This window comes from Trebonia kvetii (genome assembly GCF_007827045.1).
GTDB classification, from domain to species: Bacteria; Actinomycetota; Actinomycetes; order Streptosporangiales; family Streptosporangiaceae; genus Trebonia; species Trebonia kvetii.
Genome location: NZ_RPFW01000005.1, coordinates 591720 through 617167 on the forward strand (window position 1 = coordinate 591720; position 25448 = coordinate 617167).

At 70.6% G+C, this 25448-nt stretch carries 23 protein-coding genes; 12 read left to right on the forward strand and 11 right to left on the reverse strand.

Going from position 1 to position 25448, the window contains the following annotated elements:
- Positions 1-129: 129 nt before the first annotated feature.
- Positions 130-804, reverse strand: a complete 675-nt coding sequence (locus tag EAS64_RS27900; RefSeq protein WP_145857765.1) for a hypothetical protein — start codon at positions 802-804, stop codon at positions 130-132.
- Positions 801-1568, reverse strand: coding sequence for a glycosyltransferase family protein (locus EAS64_RS27905; RefSeq protein WP_187366225.1), 768 nt, complete (start codon positions 1566-1568; stop codon positions 801-803). Before EAS64_RS27905 ends, EAS64_RS27900 begins: the two co-directional genes overlap by 4 nt.
- A gap of 609 nt (positions 1569-2177) precedes the next feature.
- On the opposite strand from EAS64_RS27905, the gene EAS64_RS27910 reads away from it, so the two are divergent.
- Positions 2178-2531 carry a VOC family protein gene (locus EAS64_RS27910; protein WP_145857768.1) on the forward strand — a complete coding sequence of 118 codons (354 nt, stop codon included), beginning with the start codon at positions 2178-2180 and terminating at the stop codon, positions 2529-2531.
- Positions 2532-2604: 73 nt separating this feature from the next.
- Here EAS64_RS27910 and EAS64_RS27915 read toward each other — a convergent pair whose 3' ends face one another.
- Entirely contained in the window at positions 2605-2940 is a 336-nt protein-coding gene (locus tag EAS64_RS27915; protein WP_246115881.1) for a dihydrofolate reductase family protein, read from the reverse strand.
- A 551-nt stretch (positions 2941-3491) separates the two neighbouring features.
- Positions 3492-6032, reverse strand: a complete 2541-nt coding sequence (locus EAS64_RS27920) for an FtsX-like permease family protein (protein ID WP_222849660.1) — start codon at positions 6030-6032, stop codon at positions 3492-3494.
- 181 nt (positions 6033-6213) lie between these two features.
- On the opposite strand from EAS64_RS27920, the gene EAS64_RS27925 reads away from it, so the two are divergent.
- From EAS64_RS27925 to EAS64_RS27935, 4 genes are all read left to right on the forward strand, one after another.
- On the forward strand, positions 6214-8088 hold the full coding sequence (locus EAS64_RS27925) for a molybdopterin-dependent oxidoreductase (RefSeq protein WP_246115882.1): 1875 nt from the start codon (positions 6214-6216) through the stop codon (positions 8086-8088).
- A gap of 12 nt (positions 8089-8100) precedes the next feature.
- Positions 8101-8496: a molybdopterin dinucleotide binding domain-containing protein gene (locus tag EAS64_RS46170; protein WP_281283340.1), complete on the forward strand. Its 396-nt coding sequence runs from the start codon at positions 8101-8103 to the stop codon at positions 8494-8496.
- 141 nt (positions 8497-8637) lie between these two features.
- A complete protein-coding gene (locus tag EAS64_RS27930; protein ID WP_145857773.1) occupies positions 8638-9195 on the forward strand; it encodes a putative quinol monooxygenase in 558 nt (185 codons plus the stop codon).
- Positions 9196-11682, forward strand: a complete 2487-nt coding sequence (locus EAS64_RS27935; protein WP_145857774.1) for a bifunctional lysylphosphatidylglycerol flippase/synthetase MprF — start codon at positions 9196-9198, stop codon at positions 11680-11682.
- On the opposite strand, the gene EAS64_RS27940 is transcribed toward EAS64_RS27935, so the two are convergent.
- Both EAS64_RS27940 and EAS64_RS27945 read right to left on the reverse strand, forming a co-directional pair.
- Positions 11665-12582: an MFS transporter gene (locus EAS64_RS27940; protein ID WP_145857776.1), complete on the reverse strand. Its 918-nt coding sequence runs from the start codon at positions 12580-12582 to the stop codon at positions 11665-11667. The two genes, EAS64_RS27935 and EAS64_RS27940, sit on opposite strands and share 18 nt — an antisense overlap.
- Entirely contained in the window at positions 12579-12914 is a 336-nt protein-coding gene (locus EAS64_RS27945; protein ID WP_145857778.1) for a hypothetical protein, read from the reverse strand. The genes EAS64_RS27940 and EAS64_RS27945 overlap by 4 nt, the downstream gene beginning before the upstream one ends.
- An 81-nt stretch (positions 12915-12995) precedes the next feature.
- Between EAS64_RS27945 and EAS64_RS27950 the strand changes: the two genes are divergently transcribed.
- The 5 genes from EAS64_RS27950 (at position 12996) to EAS64_RS27970 (ending at position 19428) form a co-directional block, all read left to right on the forward strand.
- Positions 12996-13793, forward strand: a complete 798-nt coding sequence (locus tag EAS64_RS27950; protein ID WP_187366226.1) for a DeoR/GlpR family DNA-binding transcription regulator — start codon at positions 12996-12998, stop codon at positions 13791-13793.
- A 39-nt stretch (positions 13794-13832) separates the two neighbouring features.
- Positions 13833-15266 carry an amino acid permease gene (locus EAS64_RS27955; RefSeq protein WP_145857782.1) on the forward strand — a complete coding sequence of 478 codons (1434 nt, stop codon included), beginning with the start codon at positions 13833-13835 and terminating at the stop codon, positions 15264-15266.
- The gene (locus EAS64_RS27960) at positions 15263-16684 is read left to right on the forward strand and encodes an FGGY family carbohydrate kinase (protein WP_145857783.1); all 1422 of its coding nucleotides are present in this window, start codon (positions 15263-15265) and stop codon (positions 16682-16684) included. Before EAS64_RS27955 ends, EAS64_RS27960 begins: the two co-directional genes overlap by 4 nt.
- Positions 16685-16757: 73 nt before the next feature.
- Entirely contained in the window at positions 16758-18170 is a 1413-nt protein-coding gene (locus EAS64_RS27965; protein ID WP_145857785.1) for an NAD(P)/FAD-dependent oxidoreductase, read from the forward strand.
- Positions 18160-19428, forward strand: a complete 1269-nt coding sequence (locus EAS64_RS27970) for an NAD(P)/FAD-dependent oxidoreductase (RefSeq protein WP_145857787.1) — start codon at positions 18160-18162, stop codon at positions 19426-19428. Before EAS64_RS27965 ends, EAS64_RS27970 begins: the two co-directional genes overlap by 11 nt.
- Positions 19429-19501: 73 nt before the next feature.
- On the opposite strand, the gene EAS64_RS27975 is transcribed toward EAS64_RS27970, so the two are convergent.
- From EAS64_RS27975 to EAS64_RS27985, 3 genes are all read right to left on the reverse strand, one after another.
- Positions 19502-19825, reverse strand: a complete 324-nt coding sequence (locus EAS64_RS27975; RefSeq protein ID WP_145857789.1) for a nitrilase-related carbon-nitrogen hydrolase — start codon at positions 19823-19825, stop codon at positions 19502-19504.
- Between the two features lie 187 nt (positions 19826-20012).
- The gene (locus EAS64_RS27980) at positions 20013-21017 is read right to left on the reverse strand and encodes a tetratricopeptide repeat protein (protein ID WP_145857790.1); all 1005 of its coding nucleotides are present in this window, start codon (positions 21015-21017) and stop codon (positions 20013-20015) included.
- A 153-nt stretch (positions 21018-21170) separates the two neighbouring features.
- Positions 21171-22058 carry an enoyl-CoA hydratase-related protein gene (locus tag EAS64_RS27985; protein ID WP_281283332.1) on the reverse strand — a complete coding sequence of 296 codons (888 nt, stop codon included), beginning with the start codon at positions 22056-22058 and terminating at the stop codon, positions 21171-21173.
- Positions 22059-22158: 100 nt separating this feature from the next.
- Here EAS64_RS27985 and EAS64_RS27990 point away from each other — a divergent pair, with 100 nt between their 5' ends.
- The gene (locus EAS64_RS27990; protein ID WP_145857794.1) at positions 22159-22572 is read left to right on the forward strand and encodes a DUF6640 family protein; all 414 of its coding nucleotides are present in this window, start codon (positions 22159-22161) and stop codon (positions 22570-22572) included.
- Positions 22573-22582: 10 nt separating this feature from the next.
- Positions 22583-23389: an SDR family NAD(P)-dependent oxidoreductase gene (locus EAS64_RS27995; protein ID WP_187366228.1), complete on the forward strand. Its 807-nt coding sequence runs from the start codon at positions 22583-22585 to the stop codon at positions 23387-23389.
- Here the strand turns inward: EAS64_RS27995 and EAS64_RS28000 are convergent, their stop codons facing one another.
- Together EAS64_RS28000 and EAS64_RS28005 are read right to left on the reverse strand one after the other, a co-directional pair.
- The gene (locus tag EAS64_RS28000) at positions 23390-23881 is read right to left on the reverse strand and encodes an Lrp/AsnC family transcriptional regulator (RefSeq protein WP_222849661.1); all 492 of its coding nucleotides are present in this window, start codon (positions 23879-23881) and stop codon (positions 23390-23392) included.
- Positions 23882-23911: 30 nt separating this feature from the next.
- Entirely contained in the window at positions 23912-25384 is a 1473-nt protein-coding gene (locus EAS64_RS28005) for an aldehyde dehydrogenase family protein (RefSeq protein WP_145857800.1), read from the reverse strand.
- Between the last annotated feature and the right edge of the window lie 64 nt (positions 25385-25448).

Here is a 25448-nt window from a genome sequence, read left to right on the forward strand (position 1 = left end):
CCGCGGACTAGCTGGCGGTACCCGCGGCGCACCCGCGGACAGCACCCCTCATTTCTGCGGTACCACGACAGGGCCGGACCAGGTCAGAGACCAACGGCCCGCTGCCCGCGGCGAGAGGCCCGCCCGCGCTCAACCCGCTTGACGGTAAGCCGGATCCCGGCCAGCTCCCGCAGGTCCGGATGACAGCGTGATGATCCGGGCATCGCCGAGTGAACCGTTCGTGTGCACGTTCTTGATCGTCACGTGCCGGCCAGCGGTGAGCTTCTTGAGCTGAGCCAGGTGGGGCTGGCCTGTGCCGCCCCGCTGGAAAAGGACCACGTAGACGCGCTCGCCCGGGGGAAGCCGTCCCGTTTCGCCCTGCGGGAAGCCGGTCGTGGCGCACCCCGAGTACCATCCCATCTCCGGCTGGAAGCCGGTCACGACCAGACACGGATGGCGACCGGAAATCTCCTGCGCCGCCGTCACGAGTGAGGTCTGCTCAGCGGTCACGACAGCGAAATCGCCGTTCATGACGACGCGATAGTCCACGCCGGCCGCCAGCACGGCGAACGCGGCGAACGCGGCGAGAACGATGGCCGACCAAGAGCTGGCGTAGCGCGCGATGGCGTCAGCCCCGAGGATCAGCAGCAGCAGGACCGAGAGGAAGACGTAACGCTCCTCGCCGTCGGCGATCAGGCCAAGCAAGAGCACGTTCGCCACAGCGGTCACGGCCAGGAAGACTCGCACGTGGTCGGCCGGCGATGCGCCGCCCAAGCGGAAGACGCGGCGGGCCGCGGGAAACGCGGCCATGAGGCCTGCTGTCATGACGACGCCGCCGAGATCGCCCGCCAGTCGGAAGGGAAAGACCGCCGCGTAGTAGACGATCCCCTCGCCGAAGTACCCCCCTTGGGGGCGACCTGAAGGGCGGAGAGTAGGACCTCTAGCGGCGAGCTTGCCGTCCTGCTGCTGTAGGCGAGGTGCGCGCCCAGGCCGCCGATGAAGACGCCGCCGGCCGCGACGTCACGCCAGGATGTGATCCAGTCCCGCCACCCCCACGTCGCAAGCGCGGCGCCGCCGAGCGCGATGAAACCGCTGATGACGCCGTAGCGCACGTAGAATGCCGCCACCGCCACTACGGCTGCCGCCAGCAGCGAGAATGAGCCCGGCCGCTGGCGTGCCCTGACCATCAGGTAGGCGACCGCCGCAAGCAGGCCTGCGGCGGCGATATCGTCGAGGAATTCTGGCAGGCGGCGCAGAAACCCCCATCCGCTCAGCATGACGAGGGTGGCCACGGCGGCGCGCCACGGACTTGTGAGCCGCGCCGCCACCATGTACGTGATGGCCAGCGTGGAAAGTGCGAGCATCAGTCCAACCGCGCGCACGGCGCCGATATCGTCGCGGACATGCAGCGCGATCCAGGCCAGCGCGGGCAGGCCCACTGGCCGGTAGGGCCGCCACTGAGCACTCGGCGTTCCGTTGAGCCATGAGCGCGCCTTGGCCGCATAGACCGCCTCGTCGTGGCCCAGGTAAGGCAGGCCGCTCTGCAAGTTACGCCAGAGCACGACCGTGAGCAGGAGGATCAGTCCCAATGCCAGCCAGGACGGAACTCTTCCCAGAGCCGCCGTCACCTTCCGCAGGTGCGGAGGCGGTAACGGCCACGGGCGGGTGAGTGCCCACGCCGGCGCGGCCACGAGAAGCAGCGGAACCGGAGATCCCCTCAATGCGCTTACTGGCCACTCGCGAACCAGGCCGACGGCATAAAGGACCTGTTGAACCAGGCTCGCGCAAGTGAACAAGATCGCTACGGCGAATGCGATCCTGCGGCGCCTACCCCGCGCCCCGTAAGGCTGGCGTGCCGAGTTGTGCTGCACCACGGCGGTCTTCACGCAGATCACTGTGCCAGACGGGCTCCATCCTCGCGTCCCTATAGGTGTAATTGACTAATGCGAGCTTGTGGCTTATTCAGTTATCCGCGCGATAGCGGTAATGCCCGTTGCCGCCAGTGCGGTTTGCGCTTTCCGGGAGCGCGGATTCCTTCCCACACGTCGTGTCGGTCACGCGACGCAGAACTCGTTTGCCTCCGGGTCGAGCATCACGATGTGGTCCACATGCTCGCCATCCGGTGCAGGCACCGTACGCCGAGCGCGGAGATCACGGGTTCACTGAGAGGCCCGCTCCGGTCCTGGCAAGATGGCGGCATGGAACACGTGCTTGGCATTGGCGGGTACTTCATCAGGGCCGCCGACCCGGCCGCCCTCGGCGCGTGGTACCGCGACTGCCTGGGCCTGGATGCCGACGAGAACGGCCTGTGGCACCCGGCGGACGGGCCGACGGTCTTCGCGGCGTTCGAGTCGGACACCGGCTACTTCGGGTCCCGCGCCCAGCAGACCATGGTCAACTTCCGGGTCCGCGACCTGGACGCGATGCTCGCGCAGCTGCGCGCCAAGGGAGCGGACGTGTCCGGGGAAACACAGGACATGGCGGGCGTCGGCCGGTTCGGCTGGGTCACCGACCCCGAGGGCAACCGGATCGAGCTGTGGCAGCCCGCCTGACCGCGACCCGCCCGCAGGCACTGACCGGCCACGTCGGCACCGAGGATTTCGAGGTTCTTCCCGCCCGCCGCCTTCAGCGCCCGGCGACCGCTTCCCCGATGTCACCGCTGAGGTACGTGACATCCGCGGCCGGCGGGTCCGGCGGCCGATGGGTGAGGACGAACGTGGGTCCATGGAACGGGTAGCTTTCGTCGCTCGATGCCGCCCCCCGCTCCTTGTTGGCGTCCATCCTGTCGCCCACCTCGTCGGTCCGTCGGCCGACGAGCATGGCGCCGGTGGCCGCCGCGATCTCCTCCTGCCAGGAGGGGACAGGCACCATGAAATCGAAGATCCAGTCCATCGCGTCTCCGGGACCGGCGATGAAGCCGTCAAGCGACATCGCCCTGTTCACGACCACCTTGCCGCTCATCGCGCGACCGCCGAGTCGCCGAAATTGATCGCCACCGCCGCGTCTCCGTTCTGTGTTCTTGCGTGCCCCGCGGTCCGGAGTGAAGACGTCACCGGCGCCTGGATCTCATCGGCGTAAGCTCGGTCGCGTATCCGCCCCCACTCCACATCGAACACGGCCCCGCGAATCCCCGGCGCAACCCGAAACGCCGCTAGCTGCCAAGTCGGCGACGCTCTTTGCTTAACGACCGACCACTTTTTCCACCTTTGCTTAAGCGGCGACCACATTCGCGTCCGCTTTGCACTTTTTATCCCACCGGCGGTTAAGCAAAGCCGACAGACCCGGCCTCGGCAGCCGGCCGCCCCCAAATACCGTGGACCATCCGCGGCGCCATTCGCCGCAAACGACACACAATTATCGAAATGACCGGATTTCCGGGGGGGGGGATAAATGGGTGCTAAACGGGATGAATTGCCTTCGTAGTCGGCTTGTTCCGCCGGATGGCCCACGATCACAGGCCGCGGAAGCACAGGCCGTTCCCGAGATCCACGATGCCGTCCGCGTGCTGCCAGCTACTCGGTCCACAGGACCGCTGCGGGCCGCAGGCGGGCGGCGCGCCAGCCAGGCCAGAGGGCGATGAGGACCGCGATCAGCAAGGTGACCGGGATCGTCAGCAGGATGAGCGCCATCGGGATGTCCGGTGCGGGCGCGATCCCCGCGGCGTCGGCGAACGCCGCCCAGGCCTGCCGTCCCGCCAGCACGCCAAGCGGCAGGCCGGCCAGCAGCGCCACACAGCCGAATGCGCCGGCCTGCCACGCGACCAGGCGCAGCACCTGCCCGCGGCCGAGCCCGAGCGTCTTGAGCACCGCGAGGTCACGGCGCCGCCGCCGCACCCCGGTCAGCAGGACGTGCGCCAGGGTGCCCACCGCGAGGACCACCAGCAGGGCGCCGAGGACCAGCGGGGTGTCCCTGACGGATGCGTAGTCCCGGATGTCGCCCGGCCGCTGGTCCGAGGTGACTACGCAGGCGCCAGGCGGGCAGCCGGCCCGCGTGGCCAGCGCGGTCAGCGTCGCCGCCGCGCTCGCCTCGTCGGTGCCGGGGCGGTAGCGGATCAGGAAGAAGTTGTAGCAGGTGCCGGACGGGCAGGGGCTGTTCGGCGCTGGCTCTGACAGCACCGAGGCGGTGAGCAGGGCGCCGGTACCAAGGTCGGTGGGGCTGAAGGAGCCCCGGCTGAAGGCGGGGAGGATGACCTCGCCGACCACCCGCATGTTTCGCTTGACGGGCGGGCCGGTGACGGACGCGTGGTTGATCACCACCGCAATGTCCTGCCCGATCCTGACGTGCGCCGCGGCCATCGTCTTGGCGCCGAGCGCGATCTCACCCGGCCCGGCCGGCGCCCGGCCCGCCAGGATCGTCACGTAGCCGTCCCCTGGGCTGGCGGCCGCCGGGTCAAGCCCGATGGCCCCCACTAGCGTTCCGTTGACCTTTACCAGGCCGTAGTCGCCGCTCGCGAACCCGGTGACCGCCGGATCGGGGCGCAGCAGCTGGCCGGCCAGGTTCGCGGGGGCGGCCCCGAAGCCCAGGTCAAGCTCGGCGTCCCAGTTCTGCCCGTACTCATGCGGCGTGCCGACCAGTGTGACGAGGCTGGCGCCGAATACCAGCGCTCCCGCCACGGCGCCCACGGTGACCATGGTGGCGGCCAGCGCGCTGCGCACCGGCACGGCGGTGCTCCCGCGCCCCGGCTCGAACGCCATCCGCACGCCGAGACCGCCGGACACCGACCCCCACCGGCTCAGCGCCGCCCCTAGCGCCGACGGGCGGCCGCTAATCGCGGACGATCCCGCCGGCCCGGCCGCGCGGGTCGCCGCCCGCCACGCGGCCGGGGCCAGGATGGCCAGCGGCAGCAAGACGATGGCCGCGAAGCCGGCGCCAAGCACCAGCGGATCGACCGAGATTCCCGGAGACGGATCGGCCATCCGGGCCGGCCCGATCGGCATCAGCGGCGATCCGGCGATCGCAATCGCCACCGCCAGCGTCGCTCCGGCCCCGGTCACCAGGGCCAGCCTGGCCAGCGAGACGGCCACGAGCACCGGGCGGGTCACGCCCAGGGCGCGGAGAGCCGGATATTGCGCCGCGTCCAGTGTGAGCTGACGGCTCAGCAGCTGGCTGAGTACCACCAGCGCGATCAGCGCGGCCAGCGTGGCGAACAGCGCTAGCGCTACCGCCTGCGGCTGGATGGCCCGCTGGGTGGCGCTGACCTGGTCGGCGGCGTTGAGGATGTCAACCGCGCCGCCCGTGCCCTGCTGCTGCCGCGTCCCCGCGTACCGCTTGGCGAGCCGCTCCGCCGCGGCGATGAACTGGGCTTCGACCGCGCCGGGCCGCAGGCGGACCGCGGCCTCCGCACAGCACGGGGCCGACCGGGCCGCCGCGGTCGCGGCGAACGGCGGGCTGAGCAGCGCGGTCGGCGCGCTGGCGAGCGCGACGCTGCTGACGACCTGGCTGTCGAATACGGCGATCCCGGTCACCTTGAACGACAGGATGAACTCCTTCGAGAACTCTTCGTTGGTGGTGACCGGATCGAGCGGGATGAAGCCCAGGCGCAGCGTGCCGCCGGGTGTCAGGTGCTCGAGGTCGGCGAGCTGCTGGTTGATCACCGCCGCGCCCGGCTCGCGGGGGCCGAACATCTGGCCCGCAAGCAGCTTCACCCGGTCGACGGTGGTCCCGTAGCTGCCGTCCGGGCTGGCTACCGCCTGCACCACCGGGCTTGCCGCCCGCACCCCGGGCGGCAGGGCCGCGTTGTAGAGCACCTCCGGTGCGACCGCCGCGGCCTGCGGCAGCCGCGCCAGCGCGGCGTAGTACCCGCTCGGGCCGGTGCCCTCGGGGACGACGCTCAGCTGGGAGGCGTCCGCCCACGCGCGCAGCCGGGGATAGGCGGTATCCGTGCGCCGCGCTCCGGCCGCCGCGCCAAGCACTACCCCGCCCACCAGGCCAAGCAACAGCGCCAGGCTCGCCAGGGCACGCCAGCGCCCGCGCATCTCAACCCACATCACCAGCCAGAACGCCGTCACAGCACCTTGCCCCGTCTCCAGCGAGCCCACGCGAACCGTGCTCAATAGCCGAATTTCATCGGCAGCGCGTCTGCGCGTCAATCATGCAGGCGTCATGCCGTGGTGGTGCTGACACGAGGATTTCGTGCTGGCCAGCTGCCTGGTCATGCCGCGCCGGAGTGCCCGCCGCCCGGCGCGCGTCCCAGCACCAGCTGGAATGTCCGACCCGGAGCCTACGATGGACGGCATGGCTGTCCATCTGACGCACTGGGGGACGTTCGAGGCGGTTAGCGATGGGGAGCGGCTGACCGAGGTGCGGCCGTGGGCCGGCGACCCGGAGCCGATGCCGCAAATCGGCAATGTCGCCTCGGCCCAGCATCACCCGGCCCGCATCGCCCGGCCGCACGTGCGCAAGGGCTGGCTGGACCATGGCCCGGGCGCGCCGCGGCGCGGCGACGAGCCGTTCGTCCCCGTGTCCTGGGACAGGGCGTTTGACCTGCTGGCCGGGGAACTGCGCCGGGTCTACCGTGATCACGGGGCGCAGGCGGTGTACGGCGGCTCGTACGGCTGGGCAAGCGCGGGACGGTTCCACCACGCGCAGAGCCAGGTGCACCGGTTCCTGAACGTCCTCGGCGGCTACGTCCGGCACGTGAACAGCTACAGTCTCGGCACCTCCACGGTGCTGCTGCCGCACGTGATCGCCGACGTGGACGTGCTGCTCAGCCAGGCCACGGCCAAGTCTGTGCTCGCGGAGCACAGCGAAATGGTGGTCGCCTTCGGCGGGCTGTCGCCGAAGAACGCGGCGGTGTCGCCCGGCGGAGTGTCGCGGCATAACACTCGCGGCTGGGTGAAAGCCGCCCGCGCACGGGGCTGCCGGTTCGTCACGGTGAGCCCGATCCGCGACGACACGCCCGCCGAGGCACAGGCGGAATGGATCGCGCCGTTGCCGGGCACCGACGCCGCGCTGATGCTCGCGCTCGCCCACGTGCTTGACGCCGACGGCCTGGCTGACACCGGTTTCCTTGACCGTTACACGGTCGGGTACCCGCGGTTCGCCCGCTACCTTCGCGGTGCCGCGGACGGCGTCGTCAAGGACCCCGCGTGGGCCGAGGCGATCACGGGTGTGCCCGCGGCGCGCATCACCGAACTCGCCCGCGAGATGGCGGCGGCGCGCACCCTGGTGACCGTCAGCTGGTCGCTGCAGCGTGCCCGCCACGGGGAGCAGCCGCTGTGGCTCGGCGTGGTGCTCGCCGCCATGCTCGGCCAGATCGGGCTGCCTGGCGGTGGTTTCGGCCATGGCTACGGATCCACGTCCCTGGTCGGCGAGCCAAAGCCCCAGCTGTCGGTGCCGCGGCTGTCGCAGGGCAGGAACGGGGTCTCCGCGTTCATCCCGGTCGCGCGGATCGCCGACATGCTGCTGAATCCCGGTGCGGCCTATGACTACAACGGGCAGCGGCTGACCTACCCCGACATCCGGCTGGTGTACTGGTGCGGCGGCAACCCCTTCCACCACCACCAGGACCTCGCGCGGCTGCGCGAGGCGTTCACCCGGCCGGAGACGGTGGTGGTGCATGACCCGTTCTGGACGGCGACCGCGCGGCATGCCGACATCGTGCTGCCGGTCACCATGACCATCGAACGTGACGACTACGGCTCAGGGCAGAACGACAGGATGTTCTTCCCGATGCCCGCGCTCACCCGGCCGCACGGCGAAGCCAGGGACGACTACGCCATCTTCGCGGGCCTGTCGGATCGGCTCGGCACGGGCAAGGACTTCACCGAGGGCCGCACCGCGATGGAGTGGCTGCGGCACCTGTACGACGAGTGGCGGGGCAACCTGGCCGAGCGGGGACACGCGGTACCGGGCTTCGACGAGTTCTGGGCAGGAGAGGGCCTCGAACTGCCGGTGGCCAGCGAGCCGCAGGTGGCGTTCGCCGACTTCCGCGCCGACCCCGACGCTCACCCGCTCAGCACGCCGTCCGGCAAGATCGAGATCTTCTCCGCGACCATCGACAGCTTTCAGTACCAGGACTGCCCGGGCCTCCCGGTCTGGCGCGAGCCGGACGAATGGCTCCGCTCCCCGGCCGCCAAGCGCTTCCCGCTGCAACTGGTGGCCAACTAGCCGAAGTCCCGGCTGCACAGCCAGCTGGACGTCGGCGCGCACAGCCAGTCGGTCAAGATCGCCGGGCGCGAGCCGGTGCGGATGCACCCCGCCGACGCGGCAGCCCGCGACCTGCGCGACGGCGACATCGTCCGGATATTCAACGACCGGGGTGCCTGCCTGGCCGGGCTCGCCGTCGACGACGCGCTGCGGCCGGGGGTCGCCCAGCTTTCCACCGGCGCCTGGTATGACCCGGACCCAGCTGACCCGGGCTTTTGCCGTCACGGCAACCCCAACGTGCTCACCGCCGACCGGCCCTCGTCGACCCTCAGCCAGGGCTGCACCGGCCAGCTGACCCTCGTCGAGGTAGAGCCGTACCACGGCACCCCGCCGGAGCTGGCTGTCACGCGACCTCCCGCGACCGCCTGAGGCGTGCGTCTGCACCTAGACCGACCGCGACGAGCGGGAGCAGTAGGTCAATCGACCCTGGCGATTGGCTGTTCCGGTTGACGCTCGCCGGCGCGCCGCACGACGATTAGGACGAGGGTCAACAAACAGAAGGGGAAACCCGTGATCTTGATCAACATCAAGATGCAGATCCGGCCGGAGAAGATGGATCAGTGGCTGGCGCTGGCGGACGCCTACGCCAGGGACGTCAACTCCGAGGACGGTTGCCTCTTCTTCCAGTTCGCCAGGAGCCTTACCGACGACAACGAGTTCATCTGCATCGAGGGCTTCACCGATGCCGACGCGGGCGGCGCGCACGTCAGGCAGCCCTACGTGAAGAAGTTCTTCGAGACCGCGCCCGATCTGGTGGCCACCCAGCCGCAGATCATCTACATCGACACCCCGCATGACGGCTTCGGCCCGATGGGGGAGATCCAGCCGCGGTTAGCGGCTGAGCACGCCGGCCGCGCCTCAGCCCGGCTGAACTGGACGCGGCGGCGGACACCGAGCATCGCCAATGGCCATGACCATGTGCAGCCCCAGCAGCGGACCATGTACCCTCGGCGCGACATGATAATGGAAGCGGCGTTGATGCCTTTTTGGGGTAGATGTGACTGGCGGGTCCGCCGCGGCGAACAGGTGTTCAACGTCGCCCGGCTGGCCAGCACGGAGCGTGCGTAAATGACCGCCGTACAGCATGGTCTGGACGAGCTTGGAGCCGAACGGGAGCAGGGCGCTGCCGTCATGCCGCTATCGCTGCGCGGCCTGGTCTCCGGCCTGTTCAAGTGCGCGCCCGCGACCATGTGCTATCTGGCCGTGGTCTGGGTCGCCGGGCTGCTCGCGGGCAGCATTGCACACGGGCCGTCACCGTGGCTGTCCGGCCGTGTCGGCGCCGGCCTGCCGTCACTCGGGCACGGGTACTGGTGGACTCCGCTTAGCGCTGGCCTGTGGGCGTCCGGCCTGGACAGCTATCTGACCATTACGGTGCTTGGCCTGCTGATCCTCGCGCCGGCCGAGCACCGGATGGGGATTACCCGCACGTTTACCACGCTGCTTGTCAGCCAGACGGCCGGGCTGCTGCTGGCCGCCGGCCTCATCAAGCTGGCCGAACGGGCACACGAGGCGTGGCCAGGCACCCTGGCCGGGGAGACGGCCGTCGGCGTGCTGCCCGGCATGCTCGGCGTCGGTTTCGCCCTGAGCTGCACGCTTACCCCGTTGTGGCGCGGGCGGCTGCGCCTGCTGCTGAGCGCCGCGATCGCGATCAGCGTGATGTACATCGGGCACCTGGAGCAGCTCGGGCTGGCCTGCGGCGCGGCAGTCGGCCTCGTCGTCATGGCGCTGACGTACGACCGTGCCTGGCCATGGGCGGTACCGCGCGGGCCCAAGCACGAGGTGCGGGTGCTGGTGGGCGTGCTCGTCGCGGTGCCCGCGCTCGGCGGCATCATGGCCGCGCTTGCCGCCAGCGCGCACGGCCCGATGACCCTGTCTTCCCTGCTGTTCACCGCCCAGGGGGGCGTGCCGGTGCAGGCCGGCCCCGCGCTGCTGCTGCTACTGTGCGCCTACGGGCTGCACCGCGGGCGGCGCCTCGCCTGGTGGCTCGCGGTGGTCATCAACCTGATCGTGCTCGCCGCCAGCGTCTGGGTCGTCTATGCGGTCGAGTCCGGACCAACCGCGCGCATGGCCAGGCCAGACATCTGGACACGGACGATTCTGCCGGCCAGAGAGGCGACGGTCCTGTCGCTCGTCACGCTGGCAGTGCTGCTTGTCACCTGCCGCCGCTTCGACCAGACCTCAGACGGCGAGGCGGTCAGGAAGCTGACGGCCACCCTGGCCGCCGCGCTTGGCGTCTGCCTTGGCGCGTTCCTGCTGCTCGGCTACCTGCTGCGGGGCCACCTGGGCGCCCATCCCGAAGTGGGCGGCCGGGCGCCGGACCTGCCGGTCCGGTTCTTTGGCAGCATGTTGTTCAGCAATCGCTTCCTGCCGGCGGGCCTGGCCGTGCGGCTGCTGTACGTCTGGGTCTTCCTGTCGTTCTGGATGGTGGTTCTCGGCGCGCTTACCGCGTTCTTCGTGCACACCCGCACCAACCGGGACGCGAACGCTGCGGCCAGGGCGCGGGAAATACTCAGCCGCGGCGGCTCGACGCTTTCCTACATGTCGACCTGGCCGGGAAACGCCTACTGGTTCAGCACGGACGGACGAGCCGCGATCGCCTACCGGGCCATCGCCGGCGTCGCGATGACCATCGGCGAGCCATTCGGCGAGCCGGCCGCAATCGACTCCGCGATCGCGGAGTTCGCCGGCTTCTGCGCGGAGCGCGCCCTGCAGCCCTGCCTCTATAGCGTCACAGCGCGGACTCGCACTGCGACGCAGCGGCTCGGCTGGCGGTCGGTGCAGATCGCCGAGGACGCGCTGCTCCCGCTGGGGAACCTGCAATTCGCCGGCAAAAAGTGGCAGACCATTCGGGCCGCCATGAATAAGGCGGCCAGGGAAGGCATCACCGCCGAATGGTGGGCCTATCAGGAGATGCCTGCCGAACTCCGCGGCCAGATCCAGCAGATTTCCAGGAAATGGATGGCGGACAAGGGCCTGCCCGAGATGAACTTCATGCTCGGCGGTCTTAACGAGCTCGATGACCCCAACGTCCGCTGCCTGGTCGCGGTCGACGCGGACCGCAAGCTGCACGCCATCACCAGCTGGCTGCCCGTCTACGAGGCGGGCCGCCCCGTCGGCTGGACGATCGACCTCATGCGCAGGAACACCGAGGGCACGGTCCGCGGCGTGATGGAGTTCCTGATCACCACGGCGGCGCTGACCTTCCAGGAGGAAGGGGCGCGCTTCGTCAGCCTTTCCGGCGCGCCGCTCGCCGGGCTAGACCGCGGCGAGGGCTGCGAGCAGCCACGCGCGCTGCAGCGTGCGCTTGAGGTAATCGGCGACGCCATCGAGCCGGCCTACGGATTCCAGTCGCTGCGGCAGTTCAAGGACAAGTTTCAGCCGGTCTACGAGCCGCTTTACCTCACCTACCCCGATCCGGCCGCGCTCGGCCCGATCGCCATCGCGATCGGCAGCGTCTACCTGCCCCACCCCATCTCCCGGCAGGGCCTGCGCACGCTCGCCAGGCTCCGCAGGGACCGCCCGCAGGCGAAAGAGCGGTCACCGGTCAGCAGCTGACCCGCCCCGAATCGGCGCGAGCCTGGTCAGGGCCATGTTGGCGGCGAACAGCAGCAGCGCGAGCACGACGACCGCCGGACCGAGCACCGCCAGGCTGGTCTGGTCGATCAGCAGCCCGATGACGGCGGAGATCCCGGACCCGCCGGCGGCCGCGGCGCCGACCTGCCAGGCGATCGCGTGCTTGGCGCGTTCCTCGCCGATCCGCCGCGGCGTGACGGCGATGAGGGCGGGGAAGACGCCGGCGAGCGACCCGCCGAGAAGGACGAATGCCAGGACGGTCGCAGCGGGTTCGGGCTGCCACCAGATCAAGCCACTGGAACCGATGGCGGTGAGCAGGCCGGACCCGATCACCGTTTGTGCCGGGACCTGCCGGGCGGGAAGGGCGAGGCCGATCCGTACGGCGGTCAGCGCGCCCCAGTAGCCGAAGGCGGCAAGCCCCGCGGCCGATGCCGACAGGCCCAGCTGGCCGCGCAGGAAGCTCGTCTCCCACTGGCCCGCGGCCACCTCGAGCCCGGTGTACAGGAAGAACACGATCAAGCCAAGCGCCAGGACCGTGACAACCCGCCGCTGGCTCCAGCCATCGGCCGGGTTTGCCGGCCGGGCGGGGCCCGCTGTGCCGGGATCCTCGAAGGCAGCGGACCCCGTCGCGGATACGGGGGCCGCCACGGCGGCAGCCACCGGAGCGGGCACACTGCGCCGGTAGGCGATCCAGCAGACGGCGGTCAGCACGTTGAGCGCGCCGAGCACCAGATAGGCGGGCCGCCAGGAGCCGCCGATGATCGCGACGGTGACCACGAGCGGCCCGATCGCGGTGCCCACGCCGTAGAAGCCGTGCAGCAGGTTGAGCAGCCGGGTCCGGCCGGTGAGCCCGACGGCGGTGTTGAGGCCGCCGTCCATCATTCCATGCCGGCGCCCACCAGCGGGCCGACGCAGAGCACGAGCCACAGCCCGGGCGCCACCGCGTAGCAGACGCCGCCGACCGCGCCGCAGACGGCGGCGACGGCCAGCACGGCGGCCGCCCCCGCCCGCTGGATGAGCCGGCCGACGAAGGCCGCGATGACCACGGAACCGACGGTGTTCACCAGCAGGATGAGGCCGAGGTCTCCAATGGGTGCGCCGAAGCTGCGGCGCATCGCCGGCCAGGCCGTGCCGAGCATCCCGTCGGGCATGCCGAGAACGACAAACGTGCCAAGGCTCAGCAGGTCGAACTTCCGGCTAATCGCGGTGGCCATCGGGAAGCAGTCCATCGCACTATTGACCCTCAGCACAAGAGTGCGACATCATCGGGCAATAGCGGTCAGGAGATGGTCAACATGATGCCAACACAGCGACGCCAGGCGATCCTCGCCGAGGTTCGCAAGGCGAGCGCCGTGTCGGCAGAGGACCTGGCCGGGATGTTCGGCGTGTCAGTCGAGACGATCCGCCGCGACCTGCGCGGGCTGCGAGACCAGGGCCTGCTCGAGCTCGTCTACGGCGGCGCGCTCTCCGTGCAGTCCACCGAGGGCACGTTCGCCGTGCGCAGCACCACGCACCACGAACGCAAGCGCGCGCTCGCCGCGCTCGCCGCCAGCCTGGTTCAGCCGCAGGACACGATCATCATCGACATCGGCACGACGGCCCTCGAGGTCGCAAGGGCACTGCCCGCGGACTTCTGCGGGCGCGTGCTCACCAATTCGGTACCCGTCGCCATGGAGCTATCGGCCAGGGACGAGATCGAGCTGCTGCTGTCCGGCGGCCAGGTGCGGGCCGGCGACGCGGCCTGCTACGGCGCGCAGGCCGACGCCTTCTTCGCGCAGGTCTTCGCGGACAAGGCGTTCCTCGGCTCAGGCGGCGTGCACGCCGAGGCCGGTCTTACCGACTACTACCCCCACGAGGTCGCGACGCGGCGCGTGATGATCGCGCACGCCGGCGCCTCCTACGTGCTCGCCGACTCGAGCAAGCTCGGCAAAGTCGCCGTGCACCGGGTCTGCGCGCTCGCCCAGGTAACCGCCATCGTCACCAACGCTGATAACAGCAACATCGCAGCCGAGGCCGCGAAAGCGCTCGCCGCCGCGGACTGCGACATCCTGCGGGCACCGGTCCTGGAGACCACCCCGCAGCAACCTGGTTAACCCCCTAGCCCCCGAGGCCCTGAGGGAGACGCGATACCCATGGATCAGGTCACCACATCACCTGCCGAAGACGCTGAGCTCAGCAAATTCGGCTACCGCCAGCAGTTCACCCGCTCGCTGCACCATTTCGAGTCCTTCGCGGTGGCGTTCTCGTTCATCTCGATCACCACCGGCATCTTCACCACCTATGCCTTCGCCCTCACGGTCGGCGGCACCCGGTCCGTCTGGACCTGGCTGATCGTCGTCGTCGGCCAGGCGCTCGTCGCGATGCTCTACGGCGCGCTGTCGTCGCGCATCCCGCTGTCCGGGTTCTCCTACCAGTGGGCGTCGCGGCTGGCCAGCCCGCACGTGGGCTGGTGGTTCGGCTGGACCTCGTTCGCCTTCCTGACCATCGTCACGGTCTCCGTCGACTACGGCCTGATCCAGGTCGCGTTCCAGCCGCTGATCGGCGAGACGTACACCCCGACAAGCGCGGCGCTCGAGACCCTCGTCGTGCTGGCTATCCAGGCCGCGCTGATCATCACCTCGACGCGGGTCACCACCCGGGTAAACAACACCGCGGTGGCCACCGAGATCGTCGGCATCGTCGGCCTGACCGTCGCGCTGGTCATCGTCGCCGCCGTCCGCGGTCTTGGCCACTGGTCGAACCTGACGAGCACCGGGCCGGTGCCCGCCGTCGGGTATTACGCCTGGCTCGGGCCGTTCATGCTGGCCACGCTGCTCGGCGCGTACACGATCGTCGGCTTCGAGTCGGCGAGCAACCTGGCCGAGGAGACCCACGAGCCGCACAAGGTCATCCCCAGGGCGATGGTCCGCGCCGTCCTGCTGTCCGGCGCCGTCGGGTTCGTCTTCCTGCTGGTTCTCGCGTTCGCCACCGACAAGGGCGCCTACTCGAGTTCGGCCCCCGTGGCCTTCATCGTCGGCGCCGTGCTCGGCACCGTGATGCAGAAGATCTTCCTGATCTTCGTCGTCGTCTCGATCTTCGCCTGCGGCCTGGTCATCATGGTGACCAACGGCCGGCTGATCTTCTCCATGGCCCGCGACCGGCGGCTGCCCGGCCACCAGTTCCTCAACCAGGTGCCGCGACCGGAAGGCGGGCCGTCCTGGGCCACCGTCCTGGCCGCGACGCTCGGCGGCATCATCGTGCTCGTCCTGCTCGCCAACACCAACGCGCTGTTCACCCTCTTCACCGCCTCCACGATCATGCCCGCGCTGCTGTATGCCGGGACGACGCTGCTCTACATCGCCACCAGGCGCGGGCACGGCATTTACGGCCGGTGGGAGTGGCCGGTCATCGCCGGGGCCGTCATCTGGCTCGCCTACGAGCTGATCGTCTTGATCGGTCCCGGCGCGTTCCGCGACGCGCAGTACTACGTGGCCGGCGCGCTCGGCCTTGGCCTGGTGTTCTACATCGTCCAGCTGGTGACCGAGCCAGCCGCGATGCGGGTGGAGCCTGGGGCCGACGCCGAATGAACATCCTCGCCATCGATCAGGGCACGTCGGCGACGAAGGCCCTGCTTGTTGGCCCGGGCAACGAGATTCTCGGCCGGGCGGAAGTCCCGGTGACCACCACGGCCGCCGGCGGCGACGGCGTGGAGGCCGACCCGGAAGAACTGTGGAGTTCCGTGGTGAGCGCGGGCGAGCGGGCCCTGGCCGCCGCCCGCGCCGCTGGTCATGTTCCCGTGCACGCCGTCGCGCTCGCCAACCAGGGCGAGACGGTCCTCGCCTGGGACAAGGCCAGCGGCAGGCCGCTGAGCAGGGCGATCGTCTGGCAGGACCGTCGCTCGGTGGGCATCTGCGAACGCCTTAGCGACCAGGCCGACGATCTCAGGCAAGTCACCGGCCTGCCGCTCGACCCGTATTTCGCCGCGCCGAAGATGACGTGGCTGCGCGAGAACGTCACCGACCTTGGCGTGATCACCACCACCGACACCTGGCTGCTGCACCGTCTCGGCGCGCAGTACGTGACCGACGCGTCTACCGCCTCCCGCACGATGCTGCTCGACCTGGACGCGGCCCGCTGGTCGGAGCGGGCGTGCGACGCGTTCGGCATCGACGCGGCGACGCTGCCGCGCGTCGCGGACTGCGCCGGGGTCGTCGGCGAGACCACGGTGTTCGGCGGTCGCCCGCTGCCGGTCGCCGGGATCGCGGTGGACCAGCAGGCCGCGCTGTACGCGCACGGCTGCGTCCGCACGGGCGACGCCAAGTGCACCTACGGAACCGGTGCGTTCCTGCTGGTCACCACGGGGGAGAAGGCGCCCAGGTCCACCGCGGGGCTGTCCGCCTCCGTCGCCTGGCGGCTGGCTGGCAAGACCGCGTACTGCCTCGACGGCCAGGTGTACACGGCGGGATCGGCGCTGCGCTGGCTGACCGAGATCGGGGTGCTGCCAGCGCCCGCCGACCTCGACGCCGTGGCGGGCACGGTGCCCGATTCCGGCGGCGTCACGTTCGTGCCCGCGCTGGCCGGCCTCGGCGCGCCGCACTGGGCGCCGCACGCCAAGGGCCAGCTCGCGGGGCTCACCATGGCGACGGCCAAGGGGCACATCGCGCGCGCCGTTGTCGAGGGCATCGCCGCCTCGGTCGCGGTGCTGGCCGGCGCGGTCGCGGCCGATCTCGGCGACCCGCTGACCGCGCTGCGCGTCGACGGCGGCCTGACCAGGTCGCGCGTGCTGCTCCAGGCGCAGGCCGACCTGCTCGGCGTCCCGGTCCTGGCCAGCCGGACCCCGGACGCGACCGCGCTCGGCGTCGCCGCGCTCGCGCGCCTCGGCCAGGGCGAGACGGGGTCACCGTCGGCTGAGGTCGAGCTCACGGTGCGGCCCGTCATGTCCCGTGATGAGGCGGCCGAACGGTTGTCGCGTTACTCTCATGCGCTAACCTCCACGCTGTCATGAGCGAGCTTGCGAGCGAATCGGTAAGTACAGTGCGTCCGCGAATGCGGACTCCGAGCGCCAGCGAGGTGTCCTCATGAGCTGGGACGTCGCGATCATCGGCGGCGGCGTGGTCGGCACCGCCATCGCCAGGGAACTGGCCGGCTACCAGGTGCGCTGCGTCCTTTTCGAGGCCGACGGCGACGTCGGCAACGGCACGTCCAAGGCCAACACGGCGATCCTGCACACCGGCTTCGACGCCACGCCGGGAACGCTGGAAAGCCGCCTGGTGGCCCGGGGTTCCGCCCTGCTGCGCGAGTACGCGGAGCGGGCCGGGATCGCCATCGAGCGGACCGGGGCGCTGCTCGTCGCCTGGTCGCAGGAGCAGGCGGCCAGCCTGGACGCGATCGCGGCGAAGTCGGGGGAGAACGGGTACACACGAACCCGTTCGGTATCTGCTTCCGAGGTCTACCAGCGGGAACCGAACCTCGGACCCGGTGCGGCGGGCGGCCTGTGGATCCCCGACGAATGGATCATCGACCCGTGGTCGGTCCCGCTCGCGTACGCGACAGAGGCGGTGCGCGCGGGCGTGGACCTGCGGCTCGGGACGCGGGTCACCGGGGTGTCGGCGCAGCCCGGCGATGACGGGTTCGAGCTGGCGCTTGATCCCGGCCGGGAGCCGGTCCGCTGCCGGTTCGCGGTCAACGCGGCGGGCCTGGCGAGCGACGAGGTGGACCGGATGTTCGGCGGCGGCGGCTTCACGATCAGGCCGCGCAAGGGTGAGCTGATCGTCTACGACAAGCTGGCGCGGCCGCTGCTGTCGTCGATCATCTTGCCGGTGCCCACCAAGCGGACCAAGGGCGTCGTGGTCGCCCCGACGGTGTTCGGCAACGTGCTGCTCGGGCCGACCGCGGAAGACGTCACGGACCGCGCGGACCGCTCGACGAGCGCCGCCGGGCTGTCCGCGCTGCTCGCCGACGGGCGGCGGATCCTGCCAGGGCTGGAGCAGGAGGAGGTGACCGCCACGTACGCGGGGCTGCGCGCCGCGACCGAGCACTCCGACTATCAGCTTGCCGCCTTCGGCCGGTACGTGCGCGTCGCCGGGATCAGGTCGACCGGGCTCACCGCCTCGCTCGGCATCGCCGAGCACGTCGCGGGCCTGCTGGGCGAGGCGGGGCTGCCGCTGAAGCCACGGGCCAGCGTTAGCCAGCGGGAGGGGGTTCAGTCGCCGCCGCGCATGCCCTACCTGGGGGAGGCCGGCACCCGGCCGTACCAGCACGCGGCGCGGATCGCCGCGGACCCAGCGTACGGCGAGATCGCCTGCCACTGCGAAAGGGTCAGCCGCGGCGAGATCCGCGACGCGCTCGCCAGTGACATCCCGCCCGGCGAACTTGACGGGCTGCGGCGGCGCACCCGGGCGATGAACGGCAGGTGCCAGGCGTTCTGGTGCGGCGCGTCGGTGTCGGCCTTGTTCGAAGCCGCCGCCGCGGGGGCGCGCGATGGACGCTGACGTCCTCATCGTCGGTGCGGGTCCAGCCGGGCTCGCGGCCGCAGCGGAACTGCGCCGCCGCGGCGTGCGCCGCGTCGTGGTCGCCGACCGGGAGGCGGCGCCAGGCGGCATCCCGAGGCACAGCAAGCACACCGGCTACGGCCTGCGCGACCTGCACCGGGTGCTGTCGGGACCGGCCTACGCGCGGGCACTGACGGACGCGGCGGCCCGCGCGGGCGCGCAGCTGCGCGCCGGGTGCACCGTCACCGACCTGCGGGCCGGCGGTGGCGGCCCGTCGGCCACGGTGACCAGCGCCGCGGGCATCGAGGAGGTACAGGCCGGCGCGGTGCTACTCGCCACCGGATGCCGGGAACGGCCGCGCGCCGCCCGGCTAGTGCCAGGCGACCGGCCGTCGGGCGTGCTCACCACCGGCGAGCTGCAGCAGCGCGTCTACCTGGCGGGGGAGCGGCTCGCGGGCCGCGCGCTCGTCGTGGGCGCGGAGCACGTGAGCTTCTCAGCGGCGGTGACGCTCGCCCACGCGGGCGCCCGGGTGCTTGCCCTCGTCACCGACCAGCCGCGGCACCAGAGCTACGCCGCCTTCAAGCTGGGCGCCGCGTTGCGCTGGCGCGTCCCCGTCTGGACGTCGACCGCGGTGACCCGGGTGACCGGCGCGAACGGCCGGCTGGCCGCGGTGGAGGTCTCCGGAGTCGATGGCGGGCCCTCCCGGGTGATCGCCTGCGACTGGCTCGTCTTCACCGGCGACTGGATTCCCGACCACGTGCTCGCGCGGACCGCTTGCCTGACCCTGGATAAGGGCACCCTCGGTCCGGCGATCGATACGACCATGGCGACGTCGGCGCCGGGCGTGTTCGCGGCGGGCAACCTCGTGCACGCCGCGGAGACCGCCGACGTGGCGGCGCTGTCCGGCCGGCACGCCGCGCGGCAGATCACGTTGTATCTGGCCGCGGCTGGCCGTCCGGTGCCGTCATCGGTCCCGGTCGTGGCCGAGACGCCGCTGCGCTGGATCTCGCCGAACGCCATCGACCCCGGCGTGCTGCCGCCACTCGGCCGGTTCGCGATCCGCCCGGCCGAGTACCGCGAGCGGGCCAGGCTTGAGGCATGGCAAGACGGCACGCTGCTCGCCAGGTCACGCCCGCTGCGCCTGATCCCCGGCCGTCCCGTCCACCTGCGCGCCGCGTGGGTGACCAGCGTCGACCCGGCCGGCGGCCCGGTCCGGGTCGGCGCTGCTCATTCATCCTCCTCGGGCGGAGCTATATAGGCGGCGAGCCACAGGTTGGCCGGATGGATCGGCTCGTCGTACGTCCTGCGGAACAGTTCCGTGCGCAGGTCTTTCAGCCAGTTGGAGTTGAGGTGCCGCCGGGGTCCAGTCCTGCCTGCGTCATCGGGGCCGCTTCGCTTGGCCGGTAGACGACCTCGGCGCCCTGCATCGCCAGCGCGCGCACGGCCTCGGGGTATTCGCCGTCGCTGCAGCAGATCGTGCCGATGTTGCCGATGTCCGGCGTGCGCAGCACCGGGTAGAACGCGTCGAGCCCGTCGCCGAACAGTTCCACCCAGCGGTCGTACACATCGTGCGGTGTGCACGACCGCTCCCGGCACCAGACGTGATTCTTGGCGGCCCGATGGACCACCTCGCCCTGCGGGGAAATGACGAACAGCGGATCGCGAGGTACGGTGCAATCGGCTTACGCGCCGGTGACTTGGCGCTTGTCTTCTTGCTCGGCATGATGGTGTGCTCTCCGGTCTAGACGTGAGAGTCGGCTGCGATTTCCTGCTGCTCGTTCGTGTCTACCGCGCGCGACACCCCCGCGAAAGACACGGGCCGGGATTCCCCTGGGCCTGGCGCTAGCGGTCGTCGTCTCCTGGGACGTTTGCTCCCTCGGCGTGCTGCTCAGGGGCACCCTTGATCGCGATCGCCGCGCGGGAATCGAGAGCCGCGTCGAACAGCTCGGCCACCGACTTGCGGATCTCCTCGCGCAGGGCCGCCCTGTCCTGGCAGAGGTTCTCGATGTTCCGCTGGTAAAGAACGAACCTGTCCCCGAAGGAAACGCGCGAGCGTGCCCCCGCGGCGAAGTCCCCGCCGAGCCCGCCAAACTGGGTGTCCCGATCGCCGCCCCCACGGCTGGGCCCTTCCAGATGCCACCGGCTATCGGGGTCTACGCCCCGCTCGACCCGCGACTTGTCCGGCAGCAATGCCACGTCCGTCGGCTCGCCTGAGGAACCGCCTGTCTCGGCGTCATGAACCCTGATCTGCGCATCAACCGCCGCCTTGAACTCAGCACCCGCCATCCGGTAGGGCACCACCCAGATGCCCGAACCGGAGGGCAGCGCGGCCGCTCCGGCGAAGTCGGCCCGTCCCGCCTCGGGGTTGCCCGCGTCGAGCCAGACTTTGACCTGCCCGCGGAGCGCCCACGCCGGAGCGAACCGGTCGGCCAGTTTCAGAAGGTCATCGAGGCGCTCACCCGCCTCCTCGAACCGGCCCTGACGGTACAGCGCGACCGCGAGGCGCCACAGCGCCTGGGCAGAGGCCGGATCAGCGTCAGCCGCTGCCTGGGCGGCCAACCGTGCGTCCTCGAAATGCCCCAGCCACCACAGCGCCTCCGAGGCGAGCACGAGCGCCGCGATCCGGACCGCGGGCACCGGATCCCCCAGGTGGCGATGTGCCACCCAGAGGGCCCCGAGCGGATGGTCGCGGCAGCTGCGCATGTGCTCCCGCAGCGTCTCCAGAGCATCGTCGGCCGATTCCCGGCCGTCACGGCGGTGTTCGGCGGGAACAAGGTTGAGCCACCGTGCCGCGGCGTCTCGCAGCGGCTCGCCTGGCTCGAAGTCGGGCGCCTTGTGGTTCGCCACATAGCCGGGGCCGGAGTGATGCGAAGGCCGCGGCGCTGGAACAACGGAGGATGCCAGATCATCTCCAGGCACAGGGCACATGATCGTTTCCTTGCCTCGGGCCGCGCCCGCTAGTAAGGGGCAAGACGTCCGTCCACTTTAACTAGTGGCGCTTCAGGTGAGATCCGCGGGCCGGGGCGGCCATTCGGGCACGACGTCGAGGTAGTCCGTCACCGGTGCCGAGAACCGCGGCGGCCGTTTCTCCAGGAAGGACTCCACGCCTTCAGCGACGTCCGGTCCCCGGCCGAGCACGGAGATCGCCCGCGAGTCCAGCCGGTGCGCATCCCACGGCGTTGGCTCGCCGAGCATTGACCACAGCAACCGCCGGGACAGGGTGACCGACACCGCCGAGGTGTTCGCCGCGATCTCATCGGCCAGCGCGCGGGCGGCGGGCATCAGCTCGGCGCCGGGCACTACCCGGGAGACGAGTCGGCCGGCCAGCGCCTCGGCGGCGTCGAAGACCCGACCGGTCGCCACCCATTCCATCGCCTGTGAGATGCCGACGATCCGCGGCAGGAACCAGCTGGACGCGGCCTCGGGGACCAGCCCGCGGCGGGCGAACACGAAGCCGAACTTCGCGGTGTCGGCGGCGATCCGGATGTCGGCAGGCAGCGTCATGGTGGCGCCGACCCCTACCGCCGGGCCGTTGACCGCCACGATCACTGGCTTGCGGGAGGCGGCGATGCGCAGTGAGACGATACCGCCGCCGTCGCGCGGGACCCCGGCGATCGTGCCGTCGGCCTCCGCCTCGCCGCGCCCGGCGAACGTTGTCCGGCCGCCCGCCAGGTCAGCGCCCGCGCAGAAGCCGCGCCCGGCTCCGGTGAGCAGGACGACGCGGACGGCATCGTCGGCGTCGGCCAGGTCGAAGGCCGCGACAAGCTCGCGCGCCATCGTGCGGGTGAAGGCGTTGAGCCGGTCGGGCCGGTGCAGTGTCATCGTGGCCGTGCCGCCCGCTACGTCGTAGCGAATTTCGCGGAAAGCAGGCTGGCCGGTGTTGGTCACGGGAGCACCTCTCGTCCGTGGACGCCGTGCCCGGGCCAGGGCCGGCGGAAACATGCATCCATCCTGGAGAGATCCTGACTACATGACTATAAGTGCGGGCATGAGAGTTAGCCGTCTGATCCTCAGCGGCGCGGCGATCGGCACGATCATCGGTACCGGCCGGGCTGACCTTAACGCCACCCACGTCTTCAATCCGGCCTGGCCGCCACATGCCCGGTTCCACAACGCCACGGGGTGGGGAACGGTGGCCGGGTCCCAGCTCCTTGCCCTATGGCTACTATGGCGACCAGGCCAGAAAGCAACCGACGACGACGCGGCGGTTGCCACCGCCGCGCTGCTGTCGGCGATCGCATGGCTGCCGTTCTTCCCCGCCCTGGCCGTCACCGGCGCGGACGTCGAAGACGAGCCAGGCCACCTCCCCCGCGTCGCCGGGGTGCCCCTGAATCTCATCCCCGCCGCCCTAATTCCCAGCAGCTGCGCACTCGCCTTTCTCCTGCACCGCCGCGGACGATGACCCGATGGATATGACCGACGGCAGGGGACGGCTGCAAGGCAAGCAGGTGCTGATCACCGGAGGCACGACCGGCATCGGCTTCGCCATTGCCGATAGATTCCTGCGAGAGGGCGCGCGGGTGGTGGTGACCGGGCGGGATCAGGAGCTGGGCTTGCGTGCGGAGGCAGCGCTCCGCGATGCCGGGCAGAGCTGGTTCCTGGCCGCTGACGCTGGCGATCCTGCTGCCGTGGCGCGCTCAGCGGACCTGGCCGTCGAGCGCCTGGGGGCCCTCGACGTGCTGGTCAACAACGCCGGGATCGGGGTTGAGGCAAGCCTGCTGCGAACGCCCCTGGCGGACTACGACCGGCTGATGGACGTGAACGTGCGGGGCTACTTCCTCTACGCGCGGGCCGCCTATCCGTACCTGGCCCGCCGCCGCGGCTGCATGATCCATATCGCATCCGACGCAGGCATCTGGGGCGAGCAGTCCATTGGGCTGTACTCGGTCTCGAAGGCGGCCGTGGTGATGCTGGGGAAGATGCTGGCGCTGGAGGGAGGCCCCGACGGCGTGCGCTCGAATGTGCTGTGCCCGGGAGACACCTGGCCCGGGATGCGCCACATGGCCCCGCCCGGTGAAGAGGACCGCCCGGAGAGCGGCGACTGGCCGGTCCCGCCGATCGGCCGGGTCGGCGAGGCCCGCGACGTTGCCGCCGCGGCGGTCTTCTACGCAAGCGACGAGGCCGGATTCATCACCGGTACCACGCTGCTGGTCGACGGCGGCATGACCGCCGGCTATCACCAGCGCGAGAAGAACTCGCCGGCCGAGCCTGGGCCATGACTACAGCACCGGCACGTGGCCCCCGGCCATCGCGGTCGCGACGTTGCCCACTCCCCAGCCGTAGGCGAGCTTGTGCACCTCAAGCGCGAAGAACGACTCGGTGGACACGATCCCAGGGATCGTCTGCAGGCGTTCGGCCATCAGCTCGCTGAAGTGGCGCACGTCCCGGCAGATGACCTCGGCCATCACGTCGTAGTGGCCTGCGGTCATGATGACGTAGCTGGTCTCGGGCAGTTCCTTCAGCGCGGCGCACACCGCGCGGGCGGTGGCGGGCTGGGTGCGGATGCCGATCATCGCCAGGTGCTCGAAGCCGATGGCTAGCGGATCGGCGATGCCGACGATCTGCAGGAAGCCGGAGTCGATCAGCCGCTGCACGCGATACCGGACCGAGGAGGCCGGCAGGTCGAGATCCTCGGCGATCGCGCTGTAGGAACGCCGGCCGTCGGCCTGAAGGATCGCGATGATCTTCAGGTCGACGGCGTCGAACGCCACGGGCTGCATGATGTGCCCTCTCGCCGGCGCTTACAGCGAGATCGCGCCGGTGCGCAGGTCGGTCATGCCGAGCAGGGTGTGCTTGCCGCCGATCCGGCCCCAGCCGGTGTTGCGGCCGCCGGCCCCGCCGAACGGCATGTTGATGTCCCACCAGCAGGTGCTGTCGTTGACCACGACCTGCCCGGTGGCCAGCTCCTCCACGAACCGGTAGGCACGGGAGAGGTTGTTGGTGAACACCGCGCCCTGCAGGCCGAGCGCGTCGGCGTTGGCGATGTCGAGCAGTTCGTCGTCGCTTCCGCCGGTGATGATCGGGACGACGGGACCGAAGGATTCGAACTGTGACAGCAAGCTGTCCGTCGGCACGCCGTCCACGACGGTGAACTCGTAGTACAGGTCGGTCGGGTATCCCTCGGCGCGCCGTCCGCCGCGCAGCACCCGGGCGCCGCGCGCGTGGGCGTCGGCGACGTGCGCGTCCATCTTCGCGGCGACGCCCTGGTTGTTGAGCGGGCCGAGGTTCGTCTTGGCGTCGAACGGGTCGCCTAGGCGCACCACCGCGTCCGCCTCGGCGATAACGGCCTCGACGAAGGCGTCGTGCACGTTCTGGTGGACGAGCACCCGCTCGGTTGCGCAGCACACCTGCCCCGAGCACACGTAGGCGCCGTAGACCGCGGCGCGCGCGGCAGCTGCCAGATCGGCGTCGTCGAGCACGACAAGCGGGCCGTTGCCGGAGCACTCCATCATCGAGCGCTTGAGCCCGGCGCTCGCCTGGATCTTCGCGCCCGTCTCGGAAGAGCCGATGAACCCGACCGCGTCGATGCCCGGGTGCTCGACGAGCAGCTGCCCGGTCCGGCCCTCACCGGGCAGGACGCTGACCAGGCCGGCCGGCACGCCGGCCTCCTGCAGGATCTCCATGGCGGCGAGCACGGTGAACCCGGTGTGCGCCGGCGGCTTGACCACGTGCGCGTTGCCGGTGGCAAGGCCAGGGGCGACGAACTCCGCGAACATCAGCAGCGGGAAGTTCCACGGCGTGATGATCGCCCAGGTGCCGACCGGCTTGTAGAAGGTCCACATCCGCTTGGCGGAGTCGGTCGAGGAGATCGTCTCCCCGGTCAGCCGCACCGCGTCCTCGGCGTGCAGGTGGAACAGGGTGGCCGCCTCGTCGATGTCGGCGAACGACTCCGCGAGTGGCTTGCCCTGCTCCAGGGTCTGCAGCCGGGCCAGTGACTCGCGTCGGGCGGTGATACCGTCGCCGATCGCGTGGCAGACCTTCGCGCGCTCCCACACGTTCACCCGCGACCACACCCGCTGCGCGGCCCGCGCGGCGGTGACCGCCGCGTCGATCTCGCCCGCGCCAGGCACCGGAACCGTCCCGATGACCGCGCCGGTCACCGGCGAGACCACCTGGAACCGCTCGCCAGCAGACTCGACGTACTCGCCGTTGATGAACAGCCGCGCGTCTCCCGGCGCGGTAACCGCCTCGCCCAGACCCTGAACCGCCGTCATGTCACTCCCCGTTCGTCAAGAGCAAAAGAAGCCGTCGAAACTTAGTGGCAACGCCGCGATCATA